Annotated in this window: 18 protein-coding genes; 4 read left to right on the top strand and 14 right to left on the bottom strand. The window is 69.3% G+C overall.

Annotated elements, in window-relative coordinates; translation table 11 throughout:
• The first annotated feature begins 15 nt into the window (after nucleotides 1-15).
• Nucleotides 16-3,120: an efflux RND transporter permease subunit gene (locus tag C8N38_RS05845; RefSeq protein ID WP_108024843.1), complete on the top strand. Its 3,105-nt coding sequence runs from the start codon at nucleotides 16-18 to the stop codon at nucleotides 3,118-3,120.
• 87 nt (nucleotides 3,121-3,207) lie between these two features.
• On the opposite strand, the gene C8N38_RS05840 is transcribed toward C8N38_RS05845, so the two are convergent.
• From C8N38_RS05840 to C8N38_RS05820, 5 genes are all read right to left on the bottom strand, one after another.
• On the bottom strand, nucleotides 3,208-4,245 hold the full coding sequence (locus tag C8N38_RS05840; protein ID WP_108024841.1) for a GGDEF domain-containing protein: 1,038 nt from the start codon (nucleotides 4,243-4,245) through the stop codon (nucleotides 3,208-3,210).
• Nucleotides 4,242-4,829, bottom strand: a complete 588-nt coding sequence (locus C8N38_RS05835; RefSeq protein ID WP_075785528.1) for a heme NO-binding domain-containing protein — start codon at nucleotides 4,827-4,829, stop codon at nucleotides 4,242-4,244. Before C8N38_RS05835 ends, C8N38_RS05840 begins: the two co-directional genes overlap by 4 nt.
• Nucleotides 4,830-4,928: 99 nt before the next feature.
• On the bottom strand, nucleotides 4,929-6,704 hold the full coding sequence (locus C8N38_RS05830) for a DUF4153 domain-containing protein (RefSeq protein WP_108024839.1): 1,776 nt from the start codon (nucleotides 6,702-6,704) through the stop codon (nucleotides 4,929-4,931).
• Between the two features lie 82 nt (nucleotides 6,705-6,786).
• A complete protein-coding gene (locus C8N38_RS05825; RefSeq protein WP_108024837.1) occupies nucleotides 6,787-7,497 on the bottom strand; it encodes an HAD family hydrolase in 711 nt (236 codons plus the stop codon).
• Between the two features lie 91 nt (nucleotides 7,498-7,588).
• Nucleotides 7,589-7,864 carry a DUF3572 domain-containing protein gene (locus C8N38_RS05820; protein WP_108024835.1) on the bottom strand — a complete coding sequence of 92 codons (276 nt, stop codon included), beginning with the start codon at nucleotides 7,862-7,864 and terminating at the stop codon, nucleotides 7,589-7,591.
• A gap of 124 nt (nucleotides 7,865-7,988) precedes the next feature.
• Here C8N38_RS05820 and C8N38_RS05815 point away from each other — a divergent pair, with 124 nt between their 5' ends.
• Complete coding sequence (locus C8N38_RS05815) at nucleotides 7,989-9,392, top strand: diguanylate cyclase (RefSeq protein ID WP_108024833.1); 1,404 nt, start codon at nucleotides 7,989-7,991, stop codon at nucleotides 9,390-9,392.
• A gap of 206 nt (nucleotides 9,393-9,598) precedes the next feature.
• Here C8N38_RS05815 and C8N38_RS05810 read toward each other — a convergent pair whose 3' ends face one another.
• From C8N38_RS05810 to C8N38_RS05770, 7 genes are all read right to left on the bottom strand, one after another.
• A complete protein-coding gene (locus C8N38_RS05810; protein ID WP_158272307.1) occupies nucleotides 9,599-10,123 on the bottom strand; it encodes a periplasmic heavy metal sensor in 525 nt (174 codons plus the stop codon).
• Nucleotides 10,124-10,125: 2 nt separating this feature from the next.
• Nucleotides 10,126-10,509, bottom strand: a complete 384-nt coding sequence (locus C8N38_RS05805; RefSeq protein ID WP_146176230.1) for a dihydroorotate dehydrogenase — start codon at nucleotides 10,507-10,509, stop codon at nucleotides 10,126-10,128.
• Nucleotides 10,502-11,086, bottom strand: coding sequence for an RNA polymerase sigma factor (locus C8N38_RS05800; RefSeq protein ID WP_108024827.1), 585 nt, complete (start codon nucleotides 11,084-11,086; stop codon nucleotides 10,502-10,504). The genes C8N38_RS05805 and C8N38_RS05800 overlap by 8 nt, the downstream gene beginning before the upstream one ends.
• Before the next feature lie 75 nt (nucleotides 11,087-11,161).
• Nucleotides 11,162-12,061, bottom strand: a complete 900-nt coding sequence (locus C8N38_RS21365) for an EF-hand domain-containing protein (protein WP_158272306.1) — start codon at nucleotides 12,059-12,061, stop codon at nucleotides 11,162-11,164.
• A 956-nt stretch (nucleotides 12,062-13,017) separates the two neighbouring features.
• Nucleotides 13,018-14,415 carry an NAD-dependent succinate-semialdehyde dehydrogenase gene (locus C8N38_RS05780; protein ID WP_108024826.1) on the bottom strand — a complete coding sequence of 466 codons (1,398 nt, stop codon included), beginning with the start codon at nucleotides 14,413-14,415 and terminating at the stop codon, nucleotides 13,018-13,020.
• A 290-nt stretch (nucleotides 14,416-14,705) separates the two neighbouring features.
• A complete protein-coding gene (locus tag C8N38_RS05775; RefSeq protein WP_342750289.1) occupies nucleotides 14,706-15,038 on the bottom strand; it encodes a hypothetical protein in 333 nt (110 codons plus the stop codon).
• The gene (locus C8N38_RS05770; protein WP_108024824.1) at nucleotides 15,038-15,427 is read right to left on the bottom strand and encodes a hypothetical protein; all 390 of its coding nucleotides are present in this window, start codon (nucleotides 15,425-15,427) and stop codon (nucleotides 15,038-15,040) included. The genes C8N38_RS05775 and C8N38_RS05770 overlap by 1 nt, the downstream gene beginning before the upstream one ends.
• A 552-nt stretch (nucleotides 15,428-15,979) precedes the next feature.
• On the opposite strand from C8N38_RS05770, the gene C8N38_RS05765 reads away from it, so the two are divergent.
• Nucleotides 15,980-16,360, top strand: coding sequence for a DUF983 domain-containing protein (locus tag C8N38_RS05765; RefSeq protein ID WP_108024822.1), 381 nt, complete (start codon nucleotides 15,980-15,982; stop codon nucleotides 16,358-16,360).
• Nucleotides 16,318-17,028 carry an NUDIX hydrolase gene (locus C8N38_RS05760; RefSeq protein WP_108024821.1) on the top strand — a complete coding sequence of 237 codons (711 nt, stop codon included), beginning with the start codon at nucleotides 16,318-16,320 and terminating at the stop codon, nucleotides 17,026-17,028. Before C8N38_RS05765 ends, C8N38_RS05760 begins: the two co-directional genes overlap by 43 nt.
• Nucleotides 17,029-17,041: 13 nt before the next feature.
• Here the strand turns inward: C8N38_RS05760 and C8N38_RS05755 are convergent, their stop codons facing one another.
• Together C8N38_RS05755 and C8N38_RS05750 are read right to left on the bottom strand one after the other, a co-directional pair.
• Nucleotides 17,042-18,556 carry a carnitine 3-dehydrogenase gene (locus C8N38_RS05755; RefSeq protein ID WP_245895530.1) on the bottom strand — a complete coding sequence of 505 codons (1,515 nt, stop codon included), beginning with the start codon at nucleotides 18,554-18,556 and terminating at the stop codon, nucleotides 17,042-17,044.
• Between the two features lie 123 nt (nucleotides 18,557-18,679).
• Nucleotides 18,680-19,723, bottom strand: a complete 1,044-nt coding sequence (locus tag C8N38_RS05750) for an aldo/keto reductase (protein ID WP_108024817.1) — start codon at nucleotides 19,721-19,723, stop codon at nucleotides 18,680-18,682.
• Nucleotides 19,724-19,857 lie beyond the last annotated feature (134 nt).

Below are 19,857 nucleotides of genomic sequence, written 5' to 3'. Positions count from 1 at the left end.
CAGGGAACCCAAGTCATGGCCCGTTTCTTCATCGACCGCCCGGTCTTCGCCTGGGTCATCGCGATCCTGATCATGGGGATCGGCCTGCTGTCGATCTCGTCGCTGCCGATCGCGCAATATCCGCAGATCGCGCCGCCGAACGTGACGGTGTCGGCCACCTATCCCGGCGCCTCGGCCGAGACGGTGGCCAACACCGTGACCCAGGTGATCGAACAGCAGATGACCGGCCTCGACGGGCTGCGCTACATCTCGTCCTCCTCGACCTCGGCCGGGACCTCCTCGATCGAGCTGACCTTCGAGACCGGAACCGACCCCGACATCGCCCAGGTGCAGGTCCAGAACAAGCTGTCCCAGGCGACCGCGCTGCTGCCCGACACGGTGCAGCGCCAGGGCGTGACCGTGCGCAAGTCCTCGGCCAGCTTCCTTATGGTGGTCGCGCTGATCTCGAAGGACAGCTCGCTCGAACAGGTCGACCTGTCGGACTACATGGAATCGAACCTCGTCGACGAATTCGCCCGGATCCAGGGCGTGGGCGAGGTCCAGGTCTTCGGCGCGCAATACGCGATGCGGATCTGGCTCGACCCGTCCAAGCTGGCCGCCTATGACATGACGCCCGCGGACGTGGTCTCGGCGGTCTCGGCGGAAAACGCGCAGATCTCGGCCGGGGCCTTCGGCGAACTGCCCGCGCCCGAGGGCCAGCAGCTGAACGCCACGATCACCGCGCAGTCGCTCCTGTCGACGCCCGAGGATTTCGAGCAGATCGTGCTGCGCGCCGAAACCGACGGGGGACTTGTTTTACTGAAGGATGTCGCCCGGGTCGAGATCGGCGCCGAGGATTACTCGACCATCGCCAACCGCAACGGCCAACCGGCGGCGGGCATGGCGATCCGGCTGGCCTCGGGCGCCAACGCGCTCGACACCGCCGAACGGGTCAAGGCGAAGATCGAGGAATTCTCCGAGTTCTTTCCCGAAAACGTCGAATATGTGATCCCCTTCGACACCACCCCCTTCGTGAAGATCTCGATCGAAGAGGTGGTCAAGACGCTGTTCGAGGCGATCATCCTCGTGTTCCTGGTGATGCTGCTGTTCCTGCAGAACATCCGGGCCACGCTGATCCCCACGCTTGCGGTGCCGGTGGTGCTGCTGGGCACGTTCGGCATCCTGTCGATCTTCGGCTATTCGATCAACACGCTGACCATGCTGGCCATGGTGCTGGCCATCGGGCTTCTGGTCGATGACGCCATCGTCGTGGTCGAGAACGTGGAACGGATCATCGAGGAAGAGGGCCTGACGCCGCGCGAGGCCACGCGCAAGTCGATGGGCCAGATCACCGGGGCGCTGGTCGGGATCGCGCTGGTGCTGTCGGCGGTGTTCATTCCGATGGCTTTCTTCGGCGGCTCGACCGGGGTCATCTACCAGCAGTTCTCGGTGACCATCGTCTCGGCGATGGGTCTGTCGGTGCTGGTCGCGCTGACCCTGACGCCCGCGCTTTGCGCCTCGATCCTGCGCTCGAAGGATGCGGTCCACACCCATCGCGGGCCCTTCGGCTGGTTCAACATCTTCTTCGAGAAGCTCGCCGGAGGCTACGGGTCCACCGTGGGCTGGATCGTGCGGCGGCCGCTGCGGGTGGGGGTGGTCTATCTCGCGCTGGCCGCGGTGATGGCGCTGCTCTTCCTCCGGACGCCGACCGGCTTTCTGCCCGACGAGGATCAGGGCATCCTCTTCACGCTGGTCCAGGGGCCGACCGGCGCCAGCGCCCAGCGCACCGAGGAGGTTGCCAAGCAGATCCAGAACTACTTCCTGACCGCCGAAACCGACAACGTCGACTCGGTCTTCACGGTGGTCGGCTTCTCCTTCGCCGGGCGGGGGCAGAACATGGGGATCGGCTTCGTCCAGCTCAAGGACTGGGACGACCGGCAGGACCCGTCGCAAAGCGTGCAGGCCATCGCCGGGCGTGCCTTCGGCGCCTTCAGCCAGATCCAGGACGCAATGGTGTTCCCGATCGTGCCGCCCTCGGTGATCGAGCTTGGCAACGTTTCGGGCTTCGACTTCTACCTGCAGGCCCGCAGCGGCCAGAGCCACGAGGAATTGCTGGCCGCGCGCAACCAGCTTCTGGGCATGGCCTCGCAAAGCCCGCTGATCGGATCGATCCGGCCCAATGGGCTGGAGGATGCGGCCCAGTTCAATCTGGACATAGATTGGCGCGCAGCCGGTGCGATGGGGCTGTCGGCGACCGATGTGGGCAATCTGCTCTCGGTCGCCTGGGCAGGGCAATACGTCAACGATTTCGTCGACCGCGGGCGTATCAAGCGGGTCTATGTGCAGGGCGAGCCCGATGCCCGGGCGACGCCCGAGGACATCGAGCTCTGGCGGGTGCGCAACGACTCGGGCGGGCTGGTGCCCTTCTCGAACATCTCGACCGCCAGCTGGGACTTCGGCCCCCAGGGCCTGAACCGCTATAACGGCATGCCCTCGATGCAGCTGCAGGGCTCGCCCGCCGCGGGCGTGACCACCGGCGAGGCCATGGCCGAGATGGAGCGGCTGGCCAGCCAGCTGCCGCCGGGCTTCGCCATCGCCTGGACCGGGCTCTCGCTCGAAGAGCGCGAATCCGGCAGTCAGGCGCCCTTGCTCTACACGCTGTCGCTGGCGGCGGTGTTCCTGTGCCTCGCCGCGCTTTACGAAAGCTGGGCGATCCCCTTCGCGGTGATGCTGGCCATGCCGATCGGGGTTCTGGGGGCGCTGCTGGGGGCCTGGCTCGGGCATTTCGAGAACGGGGTGTTCTTCCAGGTGGCGCTGCTGACGGTGATCGGCCTGACCGGCAAGAACGCCATCCTGATCGTGGAATTCGCACGCGACCGGCAGGAGGCGGGCGACAGCCTGTTCGAGGCCATCGTTCAGGCCGCGCAACAGCGGTTCCGCCCGATCATCATGACCTCGATGGCCTTCAGCCTCGGCGTCCTGCCGCTGGTGCTGAGTTCGGGCGCGGGCTCGGGCGGGCGCAACGCCATCGGATCGGGGGTTCTGGGCGGGACGCTCAGCGCGACCATCCTCGGGGTGCTCTTCGTGCCGCTCTTCTATACCGCGATCCGCAAGATCGCCGGGGGCAAGATGGCCAAGTAGCGGCTCGCCCGCCCCAAGGACAACGAAACGCCCGGCCGCAGGACCGGGCGTTTTTTCATGCGCCGCGAACCGGTCCGACCCGTCCGGTCAGCCGGTGTCGCCGTTGGCCGACCGGCGCCGTTCCAGCCAGTCGTCGTAGAAGGTCACGCGGCCCCGGCCCCGGCGCTTGGATTCGTAAAGCGCGATGTCGGCTTCCTGCAGCAGAACCTCGGGCGAGGGATGGCGTTGCCGGGTCGCCAGCGCGATTCCGATGCTGGCCGAGATCCGGCATTCGGTCTCCTGCACCTGCATCGGCTGTTCGAGCCGCGCGATCAGCCGCGCGGCATTGTCCGACAGCTTCGCCCTGTCGGTGAAATCGACCATCAGGATCACGAATTCGTCGCCGCCGACCCGCGCCACCACATCGCGGCCGCGGCAATGGCCGCGCAGCACCGCGGCCACCGCCCGCAGCACGGCATCGCCCGCGGCATGGCCATGGCTGTCATTGACCGCCTTGAACAGATCGAGGTCCAGCTGCAGCAGCGCAAAGGGCAGCCCGCTGGCCGAAAGCCGCATCAGCGCCTCGTCGAAGGCGCGCCGGTTGGCCAGCCCGGTCAGCGTGTCGGTCGCGGCCTCCACCTCGGCGGTGACGCGGGCCCCGTTCAGCCGCAGCGCCAGCCGCCGCAATTCGCCCGCGACGGCGGTCTTGGCCTCGTTCAGATACAAGAGCTCGACCGCCAGGTCGGTCGGTGCGAAATCGGACAGGGTCAGGTCGAACCGCCCGACCGCCTCGATCAGCGAGATCCCGAGCGACAGGTTCAACAGCGCCGCCCCGCCGGGCAAGGGCACCACCAGCCCCTTCAGCGCGATCTCGGGCGCCGCGTTCAAGGTGAATTTCAGCGCCACCCCCTGCATCCGCAACAGCTCTTCCAGCCGCATCGTCGGGCGCGGCCGACGCAGGGTCACGACCTCGGTCCAGGGCCGCAGGGTCAGCGGTCCTCCGGCCAGCCGCGGCAGGGTCGGTCCGGTGCGGACCACATCGCCGGTGGCACTGATCCAGACATGCATCGGCATCAGCCGGTCGAGCGAGGCCCCGGGCAAGCCCAGCACACGGTCGCGCGGCCGGGGATCGAGCGGCAGGTTCATGCCATCGGCCCTTTCAGCGAGAAACTGCGCCCGGCCGAGAAGGAGGTATCCAGCAGGCGCACCCCGAGAAGCCCGCCATCGGGCCGCTCTTCCAGCGGGTCGAGCAGGACCAGCGCGCCGTAATCGTCCGCCATCGCCCGCAACAGGCCCTGCAGGATATAGAACGCCTCGGGCCAGCCGCCGCGACAGTCGAGCTTGAACCCGTCCGAGACGTCTTCGGCCAGGCGCAGCTCGGGCAGGTCGAGATCGGGCACCGCCAGCCGGGCGCGGTCGGGAAGATCCTCGAGCGAGAACAGGAACTCGAGAAATGTCTCGCCGCCGAAGCGCAGCAGGCGGCGGACCGGTTCCAGCGCGCGATGCGACACGAGATAGGTGCCCAGGTCTTCCAGCAGCATGGCGCGCGGCAGGCAAAGCCGGGCGCTGGCCGCGATCAGAAGCGCATCGGTGGTCTTGTCGTCATAGCTCAGCATCGACTCGAAGGCATGGCGTTCCAGCCCCGCATCGCGCACAATCTCGCCCCACACCTGACGGCCGTAGGTGTCGGCAAGAAAGAAATGAATAGCGCGATTGATCAGCCCGTGCATACGAACTGGCCCACTCCTGGATGATTGGCCTGGGCGATCCTCAGCGCGCCGCCTTAAGAAATGGCAAACGGACCCGAAGTGCCGCAGCGGCACCGGGACTTAACGACCGAAAAACAGGGTCCGGCCCTCGACCTCGACCGCGTTCAGCCGCATCGGCCGCAGGTCGTAGCGCCCCGCCAGCAGGGCGTCGATGGCAGCGGCCGCGTCGCGGTAAAGATCGTCGCCACCGACATAATCGGGACTGCGCATCGAGAAGCTGTCGCCATCGGCGAAATAGGCGCGCAGCAAGGGCCCCTCGCCCGGGCTTTGCGCCAGAATGAGGATCTCGTCGCCGGGCCGGTCCTGGGAAAGATCGGCCAGCAGCGCGACGCAGGCCGGGTTGCCCTGGGGCGTGCGCGCCTTGCAGGCCTCGGCGATCTGCTGCAGCTCCCAGGGCCGCAGGCTCGACAGGAATCCTTGGGGCAGAGCCGCCCCGGCCGGGCGCACCGGCAGCGTCCGGGCCAGACCGGCCCGGTCGGCCGCAATGTCCGAGCCGCGCCGCGCCACCTCGAAATCGGCGCGGGTCTCGGCGGTGTCCAGCGCCGCAAGCTGTTCGGCCAGCTTCGGGTCCCCCCCGGCCCCGGCCCGCTCTTCCAGCCGGTCGAGCGCCGCGCGCCCGGCCCGGCCCCAGTCATGGCCCAGCGTCCACAGATCCAGCCGGTCGGCGGCCACCCGGCCGCTGTCATAGCGCGCGAGCTGATTGGCGGCCGAAATCCGCTGCGGATCGAACACGGGCGTCAGAAGTGCCGCCGCCAGCGCCGCCGCCGCCAGTGCCATGGCCACGTTGACCCGCCGCACCCGGGCCGTCCAGCCCCGCGCCCCGAGCACGGCCCCTGCATAGCCAAGCCCATAGCCCATCGCCAGCACCGCCAGCGCGGCCGCCAGCAGCCGGTCCGGCGTCGCGCCGTACTGGCGCAGCCGCAGCGCGACCGCAACGCCCGCAAGCCCCGCAAGAAACGGCAGCAGCAGCGCCAAAAGCCGCGCGCTCCAGCCGGTCACCGCGCCAAGGCGCAGCCGTCCGTCCTCGGCATCGGCGGCCGACGAGATCAGCGTGACCGCCCCGAACACCATCGCCATCAGGATCGAGGCCGCCGAAAGCCCTCCGAAAAGCTGCCCGATCCCCCGCGCCGGAAGTGCTGCCAGAAACACCGCGACCACCGCCAGAACCACCGGCAGCAGCAGCCGGAAGAGCCCGAGCACCAGATCGGGCGAGACGTAATCGGACCGCTCGCCCACCACCGCCAGCGCAACCCCCAGCGTCAGTCCGGTCACCAGATAGGGCATCGCCTCGACATCGAGCAGCCAGTCGATGACCCCGATGCCGACCAGTCCGAACAGCGCGTTCGACAGAAACAGGATGCCCCAGACCAGCCCGACGAAAAGCCAGGCCGCGGCCATCCGCACCACGATCTGCCAGGCCCGGGTGAACAGCGCCGCATAGTCGAACCAGCGCGCCCCGGGCGACAGCCCCGTGATCGCGAAGGGCGTCGCCAGCACCAGCAGCGCCGCGAAAGCGGGCACCGCGACATCGTCGCCCAAAAGGGCCGCGACCGTATCGAAGCGGAGGCTCGCCCAGGTCAGCAGCCCCGCCAGCGGCAACCCCAGACCGGCGGCCGCGCCCAGCGCCCGTCCCGGCCGCAGCACTCCGGCCATGGCCAGCCCCGCCCCGAAAAAGGCCGTCGCGAAGGCCGCCAGAAACAGATGCAGCCGCGCGAGGCCCATCGCCGCCATGGGCTGAGGCAGGACGCCGAAAAGGACCCAGGCCGCCAGCCCGGCCAGGGCGCCCAGACCGCCCAGCATCCACCGCCCCGGCCGGACCTCTGCCGCTTCTGCCATCGCTGCCTCCGTTCAGACTGTCGGGCGACCATAGCGCCGCCCCCTGCCCCCGGCCAGACCGCCGGACACCCTTCCCGCCGGCTCAGGCGGCCCCGGCCCCAAGCCGGTCCAGATAGGCGGGCAAGGCGCCGATATCGGGCAGCACGACGCCCGCGAGATCGCAAAGCTCCTCGGCGCAGGCGGTGCCGGTCAGCACCGCGGCGGTCGAGGCGCCCGCGGCGCGCCCGGCGGCCAGATCGAAGCGACTGTCGCCCACCATCAGCACCTCGGCCGGGCGGCGGCCCGTCGCCTCGGCGAAGGCCAGCACCTGCCCCGGCCCGGGCTTGGCGCCGTGCCCGCTGTCGAAGCCCGCGACGAAATCGAAGGCCCGGCGCACGCCCGCCGCCTCGAGCTGGGCCAGCGCCGGGGCCTCGGCATCGTTGGTCGCGACCCCAAGCGCCAGGCCGCGCGCCGCCAGTCCCGCCAGCAGCGGCCCCAGATCGACCGCGGGCACCATCGGCGCCTGGGCCGAAGCCTCGGTCAGATAGGCGCCCAGCGCCGGCCCCGTCCAGCCCGGCAGATAGGGCAGCATCAGCCGCACCACATCGTCCGTCGTGCCCGCGACCACGGGGCTTTCGGGCCGGAACCGTGCCGCACAGAGATCGAAGCCCAGCGCATCGGCCAGCGCCGCGCGGCGCGCCGGACTGCCGTCCGAAAGCTCGGTCAGAAGATCCAGAGCCCAGCCCGCCCAGCTGCGCTGGAAATCGAAAAGCGTCCCGTCCTTGTCGAAAAGGACTGCCGAAATCTTGCCCATGCCGGTTCCTGTCTGCCCCGGCCCGTTCTGCGGGCCCAAAAGCCCGGCCGCAAGCATTTCCGGACGCAAAAGCAATGAAAAAACCTTGCCGTCAGGTCCAGTGCGGATCGGCCCCGCCCGGGAGCCCGGCGCGCGCCCTCAGCACCGCCTCGCCCGGCAGGCCGGCCGACTCGCAGAATCGCATCACCCAGCCATCGTCCAGCAAGATAAAGTCCAGAACCGACGCCAGAAAGTCGGTTTCCGACGCCCGGCTGCGCAGATCCTCCGCGCTGGCTCCGGTTGCCCCAAGGAAAACCGGCAGCAGATCGTCGTCGCCGACCAGCCAGGCCAGCGCCTCAAGCGCCACAGTCTCGGCAAAATCTTGCATGGGATCACACTCTGCAGAAGGTTAAAGGGTTTGTTAACGAATACGTCTCAAAGATGAACCCCGAAAACAGAGTAAATGGTTCCCAAACGCGAGTCCTGCGGAGAGCCTTTGCTGTGGAGAGCCAATGTCTCGCCGAATACTGATCGTGGATGACGTTGCGACCAACCGGATCGTGATGAAGGTTCGTCTTCGCAACGCTCATTACCAGGTCCTTCAGGCCAGCGACGGCCGGACGGCCCTCGAGGTGGCGCGCGCCGAACGTCCGGACCTGATCCTTCTGGACATGGGGCTGCCCGACATCGACGGAACCGATCTCTGCCGGATGCTGAAATCCGGCCGGGAGACCGCCTCGATCCCGCTGATCGTGGTGACCGCGGGCCGGGCGCCCGAAACCAAGATGCGCGCGCTGGAGGCCGGGGCCGACGAGTTCCTGTCGAAACCGCTGGACGAGATGATCCTGCTGGCCCGGGTGCGCAGCCTGCTGCGGGCCCGGGAGACCGCCGAGGAACTGGCGCTCCGGAACGGGACCGATCAGGTTCTGGGCTTCGGCGAGGCCGCGCCCGGCTTCATCCCGCCCGGGCTGGTCGCGCTGATCGCCAGCGACCCGCGCCGGGCGCGGGCCTGGCGCGCGGCGCTGGTGCCGCAGATCTCGGACAGCCTGACGGTGCTCAGCCGGGCCGAGGCGCTGAACCCGGTGCCCGGGGCGCCCAGACCCGATGTCTACGTCGTCGATGCCGATCTGTCGCCCGAGGGCGCCGGGCTGCGGCTGGTCAGCGAATTGCGCGCCCATCCCGGATCGCGCGATGCCGCGATCCTGATCGTGGTGCCGGAATCGGCGCGCGAAACCGCGGCGATGGCGCTCGATCTGGGCGCCAACGACCTGATCGCCGACCCGATGGACGCGCAGGAACTGGCGCTTCGGATCAAGATGCAGATCCGTCGCAAGACCCAGTCGGACCGGCTGCGGGCGACGCTCGAAGATGGCCTCCGGCTGGCCGTGACCGACCCGCTGACCGGGCTTTTCAACCGCCGCTACGCGCTGCCCCATCTGGCGCGGATCGCCGAACGCGCGGCCGAGACCGGGCGCAGCTTTGCGCTGATGATCCTCGACATCGACCGCTTCAAGCTGGTCAACGACCGCTATGGCCACGGCTCGGGCGACGCGGTGCTGGTCGAGGTGGCGCGGCGGCTGAAAGAGAACCTGCGCGCGGTCGATCTGGTGGCCCGGATCGGCGGCGAGGAATTCCTGGTGGCCCTGCCCGAGACCGACACCGACCGCGCCTGCACCGCCGCCGAGCGGCTGCGCCAGGCGATCGAGTGCCGTCCCGTGGCGCTGCCGGGCGGGGCGGGCGAGATCCGGGTGACGATCAGCGTGGGCGTCGCGCTGGGCGATGGCCGCAGGCTGATGTCCGGCGCGCCCGATATCGACGCGCAGGTGCGCGGGCTGATGGATCAGGCCGACCGGGCGCTTTACGGCGCCAAGGCCGCCGGGCGCAACACGGTCGAGATGTCGCGAAGCGCCGCCTGAGAAAGTCCGCGCAGCCCCCCCTCGAGTGCATCCGGGACAAGGCGATCGGGGTCGGCTGCGCGCGCAGCCGGCCCCTGGACGCATGCCGACAGGGCGGGCCCGGCCAATGCCCGGCCCCGGGACTGCGCGATCACGCTTGCTGCCGGAAGATGCCGAAACGCCCAGGCTGGCTCGGGCTTCAGGGCTCGGGTTTCAGGGCTCGGGGTTCACGGATCGGAGGGCGGACCGCCCCGGTCCCTGTGATCATGGCGCGGGGGGCCGCGCCGCAGCACGGCTTCCAGCCGGTCGGCGAAGGCCGCGCGCTCGGCCTGGCTCATCGTGGCAAGCCGGTCGATCATCAGTTGCCGCACCAGATCGACATGGGACTGCACCCCCCGCTCCTGCCGGTCGAGCAGGCTCGACACCTGCGCCGCATCGAACGGCTCGGCCCGCAGCGCCGCCAGCAGGTCGCGGAAGCTTTGCCGGACCTCGCGCCGTTCCTGCCGGAAGCGCGGCGCCTCGGTGCGCAGCGCCTCGCGGATCGCCGCACGGTCGGCCTCGTCCAGAGCCCGCCCGTAGGGACCAAGCGCCATCATCGCCCCGGGATCGTCGGGACCGCCGCCCGGCCGGTGCCCCAGCAGGGCGCCGCAGATCAGCCCCAGAAGCAGCACGTTCAGCGCCAGGCTCAGGCCCAGCGCCGGACGCAACCAGCTCCGGCGCCGCGGCGCTGCGGATGCGGCAGGATCGGACATGCTCATCCCTCCGTCAGATAGGTGTCGAGGCTTGGGACCAGGTCGTTCGGCCCATAGGCCGAGCCGAGGATCGTGGCGGTCAGCGTGCCGACATCGCCCGGCCCGGCATAGCCGATCCAGAGCCCGAAGACCCCTGCGGTCGCGACCCCGGCCAGCGCCGGCCAGCCGCCGATCGCGGCGACCAGAACCGCCAGCAGCCCGCGCCGCCCCGTCTGCGCCGCAACCGGACGTGGCGCGACCGGACGCGGCGCGGCAGCCTCCGCCGCCGCGATCATCGCGTCGTCCATGATCCGCGCCATCAGCGCCGCCGAGGGCTCGGCCCGCTCGGCGCGGGCGGCCGCGAACAGCGCCTCGATCTCGTGGTCGTTCATCCTCGGGTCAGTCATCGTCGAACCCCAATTCCTCGCGCCGCCCGGCCAGAGCCTGGGCCAGCGCCCGCTTGCCCCGCGCGGTCAGGCTTTCGACCGCCTCGGTGCCGATCTCGAGAATGGCGGCGATCTCGGGATTCGAAAGCCCCTCGATATGCCTCAGGATCACCGCCTGCCGCTGCCGGTCCGGCAGCCCTGCCAGTGCTGCGTCCAGCGCCGCCACCCGCGCCGCCTGCTGCAGCCGGGTCTCGGCCCCCGGGCTGTCATCGACCGGCTCGGGCACCGCGTCGAGCGCCGCCCCCCGCCGCCGCCGCAGCCGGTCCGTGCACAGGTTGGTGACGACGCGATAAAGCCAGGTCGTCACCTTGGCCTCGCCACTCCGCCAGTCGGGCGCGATCCGCCAGAGCCGCAGCATCGCCTCCTGCGCCACGTCCTCGGCCTCGGCGGCGTCGCGCAGAAGCCTGCGCGCATAGGCCAGAACCCAGGGCGTCAACCGCAACGTCAGCACGCGCGCGGCCCGGGCGTCGCCCCGGCCATAGGCCAGAAGCAGCGCCTCGTCCGTGTCCTGATCTGCGGCGTCGAAGGGCATGTGCATCCTGCCTCTGGCCTACTCCGTGGCACGGAGCGCGGCAAGCGGGCGGGTTCTCCCCGCCCGCACCGCGTCAGCGCCTTACTGCGCGGGGACCTGACGCTGGTCGCGCATGAAGCTGCGGAACTTCTCGAGAGCGGTCTCGAATTCCTCCTGCGTCAGCACGCCGTCGCCATCGGCGTCGATCCGGTTGAACATCATCGCCGGACCCGGCCGCTGGGCCAGTTCCTCGGGGCTGAGCAGGCCATCGCCATCGGCATCCATCATGTCGACCAGCCGCTGGGCGCGCTCGGCGCGGTCCTCGGGGCTGAGCGTCGGATCGCCGAAGCCGCCATAGCCCATCGGCCCGGTGCCCTCGAGCCCGCCGAACATGCCGTAGCCGCCGCCCATCGGCCCCGGCCCCTGCATCCCGGCACCGCGCCCGCCACAGGCCCCGGGCATGCCCATGCCCTGGCCGCCCATGCCCATGCCCGGCCCCATTCCGTGCCCCATGCCCATGCCTTGACCCATGCCGCAGCCGCCCTGCATCCCGGCGCCGCGATGCATGCCGTGATGACCGCCCTGCATGCCGTGCATGCCCGGACCGCCGCAGCCCGGACCGCCCTTGCCGCCCTGACCGCCACCCTGACCGGCTGCCCGCGCCTGGCGTCCGGCCGGGCCGAGCTTCTGCGCCTCCTCGGCCGAGATCTTGCCGTCGCCATCGGTATCCAGATCGGCAAAGCGGGCCCGTGCGCGGGCGGTGAATTCCTCAAGCGTGATCGCGCCGTCGCCGTCCGCATCCATGCGGTCGAACATCCTGCCCTGACGGCCCGCACCTGCTCCGGCTCCGGCTCCGGCACCAACTCCTGCTCCGGCGCCCATACCGGCGCCCGCTCCGGCCCCGGGCCCCTGTTGCGCCATCACCGGCTCGGCCAGGCCCAGAATCGCCGCCGCCCCGATCGCCAGCGCCGCGGTCGACATCTTCGTCACAGTCCATGCCATCTCGGTCTCCTTCGGTCGTTGCTTCCGGACGACCCCGTGCCGCCCGCCTTCCTCATCTCTTACGGAGCGCGCGCCGGTTTCCGTCTGCCCCGACAGGCAATTATTGTCCAAACGGGGAGAGGTGTTGTCCAGTTGCCGGGCCATTCCTGTCCCCCCCTGACTAACCGGTTGAAATATATCAATACGAGGACCGATCCCCTGAGGGACGGCAGCCCTCGTCTCCCGGATGCGCCGTCTGATCGCCGTCTCGTCGCGGACGGCGCCGCACGCCGTCCCTGCCCCCGCAGGCTCCCAGGTGGCAGGTCGTCCCGATCCAGCGTTCCGTCCGGAGCGGCGAGCACGTCCGGAAGAGCCCGCGGACAACTGAACGGCACAAGATGCCCGCTTGACCTTCTTTCCATGCGCCTCCGGGAAAAGAGATCCCGTGGGCACATGGTCCGCATCCCTTGTCGGTGTCGGCGACGGGTCGTGCGGTCGGCACCGTGCCGCCATCGATCAGATATTCGGTGCCGATAAAGGCCGTCGCGCGGTCGGAGGCGAGGACGGCGATGAGGCTGGCGATCTCCCGGCGCTTCGTGGGCCGCCCTCAGGGTCTGTGCCGGTCTCGGCGGCCAGGCGCCCGGCCAGCCGGATCGCGGCCCTGGTCTCGATCCGGCCGGGGGCGGCCATGCGCAGCACCCGGACGCCCTTGGGCGGGACCTCCCTCCAGAGGCTCTTGCTGCAGACCCGCAGCGCGGCCTTGGCAGCGGCAGCAGGCGCTGGATCGAGAAGACATGGATCACCAAGCCCGCGCCCGGACCACGGTCCGTCCATCAGCCTCGGAGACATCCATCAGGTCTGCATGGTGGCGATACCGGGCCTTCCGGATATCGCACAGGACAGTATCGGCGCGGCCTGACCGACGTCGGGCGCGGGCTGCCCCCGCCACGGAGGGACGGAGGCCCCCGTCGTCTCGATCAGCCAGGCAGGGTGATCGCCTTGGCGTTGATGAACTCGGTCATGCCGAAACCGCCATGCTCGCGCCCGTAGCCGCTGTCCTTCACGCCCCCGAAGGGCATTTCCGGCGTGGCGAGGTTGAAGTGGTTGATGAACACCATGCCGGTGTCGAAATGTTCTTTCGCCAGCTTCCGCGCGCGCGCCTCGTCTCGGCTGAAGATGCCGCCGCCAAGGCCGAAGCGGCTGTCATTGGCAATGCGCATGGCGTCCTCGTCGTCCCTGGCCCGGATCACCGAAGCCACGGGGCCGAAAAGTTCCTCGTCATAGGCCGGCTGGCCGGGGGCCACGTCCGTCAGGACGGTCGCCGGGTAGAAATAGCCGGTGCGCGCGGGCATCTCGCCGCCCACGGCGATCTTCGCGCCCTTCGCCACGGACTTTTCGACCTGCTCGTGGAGGGTGTCCCGCAGGTCCTTGCGGGCCATGGGGCCGAGGTCGGTCTCCTCCTCGGTAGGATCGCCCAGAGTCACATCGCCCATCGCCTGCACATAGCCCTCGACGAAGGCGTCATAGACCTTGTCAGTGACGATGAAGCGCTTGGCATTCACGCAGGTCTGGCCATTGTTGTAGATCCGGCCCGCGACGCAGGTCTTGACCGCGAGGTCGATGTCGGCGTCTTCCAGCACCAGATAGGCGTCGTTGGAGCCCAGTTCCATCACCGTCTTCTTGAGGTGCTCGCCGACCTTGGCCGCGATCTTGCGGCCGGACGCCGCGCTGCCGGTCATGGTGACGCCGCGCACCAGCTTGTGCCCGATCAGCGCGTCGGACTGGTCGTGGTCGATCAGCATGACGGTAAAGAGGTCTTTCGGCAGGCCCGCATCCTCGAAGATGTCGCGCAGCAGGAGGCCGGAGCCGGTGCAATTGCCGGCATGCTTCAGCAGGACGCCGTTGCCCGCCATCAGGTTCGCGATGGCATAGCGCACCGCCTGATAGGCCGGAAAGTTCCACGGTTGAATGCCGTAGACAACGCCGATCGGCGATTTGGCGATGACGCCCTTGCGCCCATCCTGCAGGCTGCGCTCTTCGTCTGCCAGAACCTCGGGACCGGCTTCGGCGGTCCAGTCGCAGATCGCGGCGCAAAGATCGACCTCGTCGCGGCTGTCCTGAAGCCGTTTGCCCATCTCGCGCGTCATCAGCAGGGCAAGGTCTTCCTTGCGCTCGCGCAGCTCCCGGCCGATGGCCCTGAGAACCTTGCCGCGCTCCGCGTGCGTTTCCAGCCGCCACCGGTCGAAGGCGGCATGACAGGCTTCGAGCGCAGCCACCATCTCTGCGTCGGTCATCAGGGGATAGGTTTCCAGCGCCTCCTCCGTGGCCGGGTTCGTGGTGGTCAGGGCGCGGTCGGGACTGAGACCATCCTTCATGTCGTATCCTTTCAATGTCGCTTCTGTTCCCCAACGTCCGCCTGTCGTCCCCGTTCCTTGGCAGGGGCTGACCTATGGCCCCTGTCAGGCGATCTCTCGCGATGGTGAGGACATGAGAGGCCGCGTTCGCGCTCCGCAGGCGCGACGGCGCCAAGGCGCGCGCTCCCGGACATCGGCAGCAAGCGCACCCGGCGAGATCGGGGCCAAGCCGGGCAAGGACGAGACGGCCTGCCATGGCGGTGCCAGGCGGCCGCAGGAAACCGACCCGAAATCTGCGCAGACCGAAACGCCTAGCCCCGGCTGTCCTCGGGCGCGTCGGCGGTGTCGGGGTCGTTGTAGGCGTCGGGATTGAACTCTTCCGGATCGAACCCCTCCTGGTCCTCGCCGATTCCGGTCACGTAAGAGGTTCCCGTCTCTTCGTCGAAGACCAGGCCATAGCTCGCCCGGCCCTCCGATCTGAACCGGAGGTATTCGTGGATGCCGGCGTAGAGGAACGCCACCACGAAGGGCGACAGGATCAGGACGGCAAGCAGATGAGCGTCGATGGGAAACTCCTTGGTGGTTGATCGGCAGGATGGGCTTTCGAGTCCGCGCGGCGCGGCGTTCGTGACGGCATATAGCATCAACCGGGCACGGATTCGAACACCCTGACGACGCAACGGGACCGGATCTCTGGCCAGTGCGCCCCAGTTGATGGCCGAGGCGGCCTGCCAATGTCACTCGCGCGGGTCGAGAAGATCGGGATGTTGCCCATCGGCTGCCCTGCCCCCCTGACCGAAACGGGTTTCGGCCATGTCAGGGCGCTGGCGCCGGGGGCATGTGCGGCCCGGTCGTCCAGACCCAGCGCGCGGGCGGCCTCCAGCGCGGCGCGCAGTTCCGCGACCGTCATCGTCTCTTGCAGGGCGCTGACGCCCCGGCCTGTCCGGAGGACCCGTTGCGCGACCATGAGGATCAAGACCCGTATCTCCGAACGTTCCGTGACGAACGCCAAGGGCGCGCAGACGAGGTTCATCGTGGTTCATCGTGGGGGCAGACATCAAGAGGTGTCTGCGTGATCATGTCAGCCTCGCAGACCTTGCGGCGTCCCGGTCCGTCGCGGTCAAGGCGATGAGGGCAGTACTCGATGCCCGGGGCATTGCGCCAATCGCTTCAGATCGCGGGGGGGAACGGCTCTATTGCCGGAAGGCCGATCCCCCCGGCCCAAGCCGCAAACTCCTGCTCGACCGGTCATCCGGGCCACCCATTCGGGCGGTTTTCTCTTCGCGCCCTGACGTTCGCTGGTCAAATACGGGTGTGTGAGGGGAACAAATCGCTGACCAAAGATCTTCCGGAAACCCAATAAAACAAGGCCTTTCGGTGATACATCGGACGATAAGCGGGGGTCTCGACACCCGCGCCGCGCCGCGACTCGCGCCGCCCGGCCGGCATCGGACCCCGCCAGGCGCCGTTTTGCGACATCCCGCCGCAAGGACAGACGGCCATCTTTTTAACCGTTCCACGCTTGACTAGGTTCAGACCAGCACGCCCGGGGACGGCGTGCAGTTGGGACAGACGGAAACAGGACATGATGGGATCTCATGCCAGGCCCCTTGGCGCGGCCGTTCTGCGCGGCTGGTGCAAGCGCTGCCCGAATTGCGGCGCAGGCCCGATGCTGTCGGGCTATCTGACGGTGCGCGAACACTGCCCGGTCTGCATGGAGGAATTGCACCACCACCATTCCGATGACGGCCCGGCCTACCTGACGGTGCTGATCGTGGGCCTGCTGACCGCGCCGCTGGTGGCCGGGGCGGTCACGGCGTTCCGTCCCGACCCGCTGGTGCTGACCTCGGTCTTTTCCGTTGGCTGCGTCGCGCTTGCCCTATACCTTCTGCCCCGGTTGACTGGGATAATGGTGGCGCTGCAATGGGCGAAACGGATGCACGGCTTCGGCCATCCGGCGGAATAGACGACCAACCGATCCGCGACGCGGCCACGGTGATCGTGGTGCGCGATGCCGCGACCGGCCCGCGTGTGCTGATGGGCCAGCGTGGCGAAAGCGCGGCCTTCATGCCCAACAAGGTGGTGTTTCCCGGCGGCGCGGTCGACGCGGCCGACGGGGACGTGCCGCTGGCCTGCCCGCTGTCGCCCGCCTGTGCCCGGCGGCTGACGGCCGAGGCCGATCCGGCGCTGGCCGGGGCGCTGGCGGCGGCCGCGATCCGCGAGCTCTGGGAAGAGACCGGGCTGATCCTCGGGCGCCCGGGGGCCTGGCCGGGTCCGGCGCCGAAGGGCTGGCGCGGCTTTGCCGCCTCGGGCCACCTGCCCTCGCCCGAAGGCTTTCACTTCATCTTCCGCGCGATCACCCCGCCCGGGCGGCCGCGCCGGTTCGACGCGCGGTTCTTCCTGGTCGAGGCCGAGGCGCTGGCCAGCGACCCCGACGATTTTTCGCGTGCCGAGGACGAGCTCAGCCAGTTGCAATGGATCCCGCTGGCCGACGTGCGCCGGTTCAACCTGCCCTTCATCACCGAGGTGGTGCTGGCCGAGGTCAGCCAACTGATCCGGGGCGGCCTGCCCCCGGCCAGCGTGCCGTTCTTCGACAATCGCGACAGGGTCTCGCGGTTCCAGCGGCTGGCCTGAGCCGACCCTTGCGTCAGCCCGGTTTCTGCCCGACTGCGCGGCCGATACCCTCGGGGCGGGGCAGGGTTGCATGGGCGCTGGCGATCTCGGACATCCGGCGCGCCACGTCCGGCCCGGGCTCCGAGGCCTGCCGGGTCTCGAGGCTGACATGCACCAGCAGCGCCTCGCCAGTCGCGATCTCGCGGCCGTCCGAGAACAGCCGGTGGAACAGATGCATCTTGCGCCCGCCCGCCGCCAAGCACAGGCTTTCGACCCGAAGCGCGTCGCCGACCCTGGCCTCGGCCAGATGGCGGATATGGGATTCGGCGGTGAAGAAGCTCGACCCGCCCGCGACATAGGCCGCGTCGCAGCCGACAAGCTCCATCATCCGGTCGGTCGCGTCGGAAAACACCTGCATGTAGCGCGGCTCGGTCATGTGGCCGTTATAGTCGGTCCAGTCCAGCGGCACGGTCCGCGCCACGGTACGGATCGGCCCGGCCACGTCGATCTCGCCGCCATCCAGCCGGGCGTCGAAGCCGCGCAGATGCGCGCCCGCGCCCCAGCCCGCCCATTTCAGCGCGCGCAACACCGCGACCAGGTTCTTGTCGCGCACCTGTTCCAGCTCTTCCAGCGGCCGGTCGCCCGCCTGCGCCCCGGTCTGTTCGGCCACGGTGCGGGCCAGCGCCTCGGTCGCCTCGGGCATCTCGGTCAGATGGGTGCGCGGCAGATCGAGCCCCGGCCCGATCCGCGACACCACCTCGTCGACCCCGGCCGCGCCCCCCGCCAGCAGCGCGGATTCGAAGGGCCCCATCTGCGCCCAGTTGAGCCCGAAGCCCATCCGCACCGCATCGTCGATCTCGGCCGTGGTGGCGACCCCGTCATGCACGAGCCACAGCGCCTCGCGCCAGACCGCCTCCATCAGCCGGTCGGCGATATGGCCGTCGATCTCGCGCCGGACCGGCAGGGGCATCATGCCGATGCCGCGCAGCACCTCATGCGCACGGTCGAGCGCCCAGCCGGGCGTGTCCTCGGCCACGACCAGCTCGACCAGCGGCAGCAGATAGACCGGGTTGAACGGATGCGCGACCAGGATCTGGCAGCGCCGGGCGCTTTGCCCGTAAAGCGCGGTCGGCGTGAAGCCCGCGGTCGAGGAGGCGATGATCGCCTCGTCGGCCGCGTGTTCCTGCACCTTCTGGTAAAGCGTGCGCTTGAGATCGAGCCGCTCGGGCACGCTTTCCTGGATCCAGTCCGCGCCCGACACCGCCTGCGAGATGGTGGCGGCATGGATCACCGCGCCCTCGGCGGGCAAGGGGCGGTCCGACAGGCCCGGCAGCGCGCGGCGGGCATTGTCCAGCACCGCAGCCACGCGCCCGGCCGCCTCGGGGTCGGGGTCGAAGACGCGCACGGTCCAGCCCATCAGCGCAAAGCGCGCGGCCCAGCCCGCGCCCGCGACCCCGGCGCCCAGTATGGCCACGGCGCCGGTCACGGTCTTCCGCCCGTCCTGGCAAGGCCCCGCCCCGGCCCGCGATCCGTCTGAACGTTCATGCATTTCCCCCATCCGCAGCGCCCATAATGTCCCCCCCGTCCGCGGGGGCAAGGGCCGAAGGGGAAGACACGCGCGATGGATGCCGGCCGTGCCAGAGATGCAACGGACCGGCGAGAGGCGACCGCGTCAGAAGGGCAGCGGATAGGCCTTGTGCATCGCCGCGATCTCGGCCTCGACCTCGGGCGACAGGGTCAGGTCGGCCGCGCCCAGCGCGATTTCCAGCTGCGCGGTCGAGGTGGCGCCGATAATCGGGATCACCGGGAAGGGACGGCTGGCCACGAAGGCGATGGCCATCTGCACCGGGTCGAGCCCATGCGCCTTGGCAATCGCCAGATAGCCCGACACCGCCTCCCATACCCGGGGCGTGATCCGGCCGCCAAGATCGGGGCTGCGCGACCGGCGCGACCCCTCGGGCGTGACATCGCCCGCATATTTGCCGCTGAGAAGGCCCGCGGCCAGCGGGCTGTAGGCCAGCAGCGTGACGTCCTCGTTGACGCCGAGTTCGGCCAGATCGGTATCATACAGCCGACAGAGCAGCGAATATTCGTTCTGAAGCGTCTCGGCCCGCGGCAGACCCTTGTCCTCGGCCAGGCGCAGCCATTGCGCCATGCCCCAGGCGCTTTCGTTCGACAGGCCGAAATGGCGGATCTTGCCCGCCTTGACCAGCTCGTCCAGCGTCTCGAGCACCTCGTGCATATGCGCAAGCGTCGCGGCACGGTCCTGATGCGAGGGGTCGTAGCGCCAGTTCTTGCGGAAATGGTAGGACCCGCGGTTCGGCCAGTGCAGCTGGTAAAGGTCGATATAGTCGGTGCGCAGCCGCCGAAGTGACCCCTCGACCGCGTTGATCAGGGACTTGCGGCAGATCGGCTCGCCCTCGCGCACCGCCTTCAGGCCCTCGCCGGTCATCTTGGTGGCGACGATCCAGTCCTTGCGGCGGCCGGTATCCCGGAACCAGTTGCCGATGATCCTTTCGGTGCGCCCGACGGTTTCGGCCAGGACCGGCGCCACCGGATACATCTCGGCGGTGTCCATGAAATGCACGCCCGTCTCATAGGCGAGGTCGATCTGGGCATGGGCCTCGTCCTGGTCGTTCTGGCTGCCCCAGGTCATCGTTCCCAGGCACAGGCAGGACACATCCAGGCCGGTCCGGCCCAGCTTCACTTTTCGCATGGTCTTCTGTTCCTCGTTTCGGTCTGGGAGGGAGGGTATCCTGCCACCCGCCGGGTGCAAGGCGGATTTGGCGATGGACAGGCATTCCGTAGCAGTGGCGCGACGGCCCGGACGCCGGCCCGAAACCCGGCACG

Origin of the sequence: Rhodovulum kholense (genome assembly GCF_003053725.1) — a bacterium.
Lineage (GTDB): Bacteria > Pseudomonadota > Alphaproteobacteria > Rhodobacterales > Rhodobacteraceae > Rhodovulum > Rhodovulum kholense.
The sequence above is the reverse complement of the archived record's forward strand: the minus strand, read 5'-3'. Positions and strand labels throughout refer to the sequence as shown.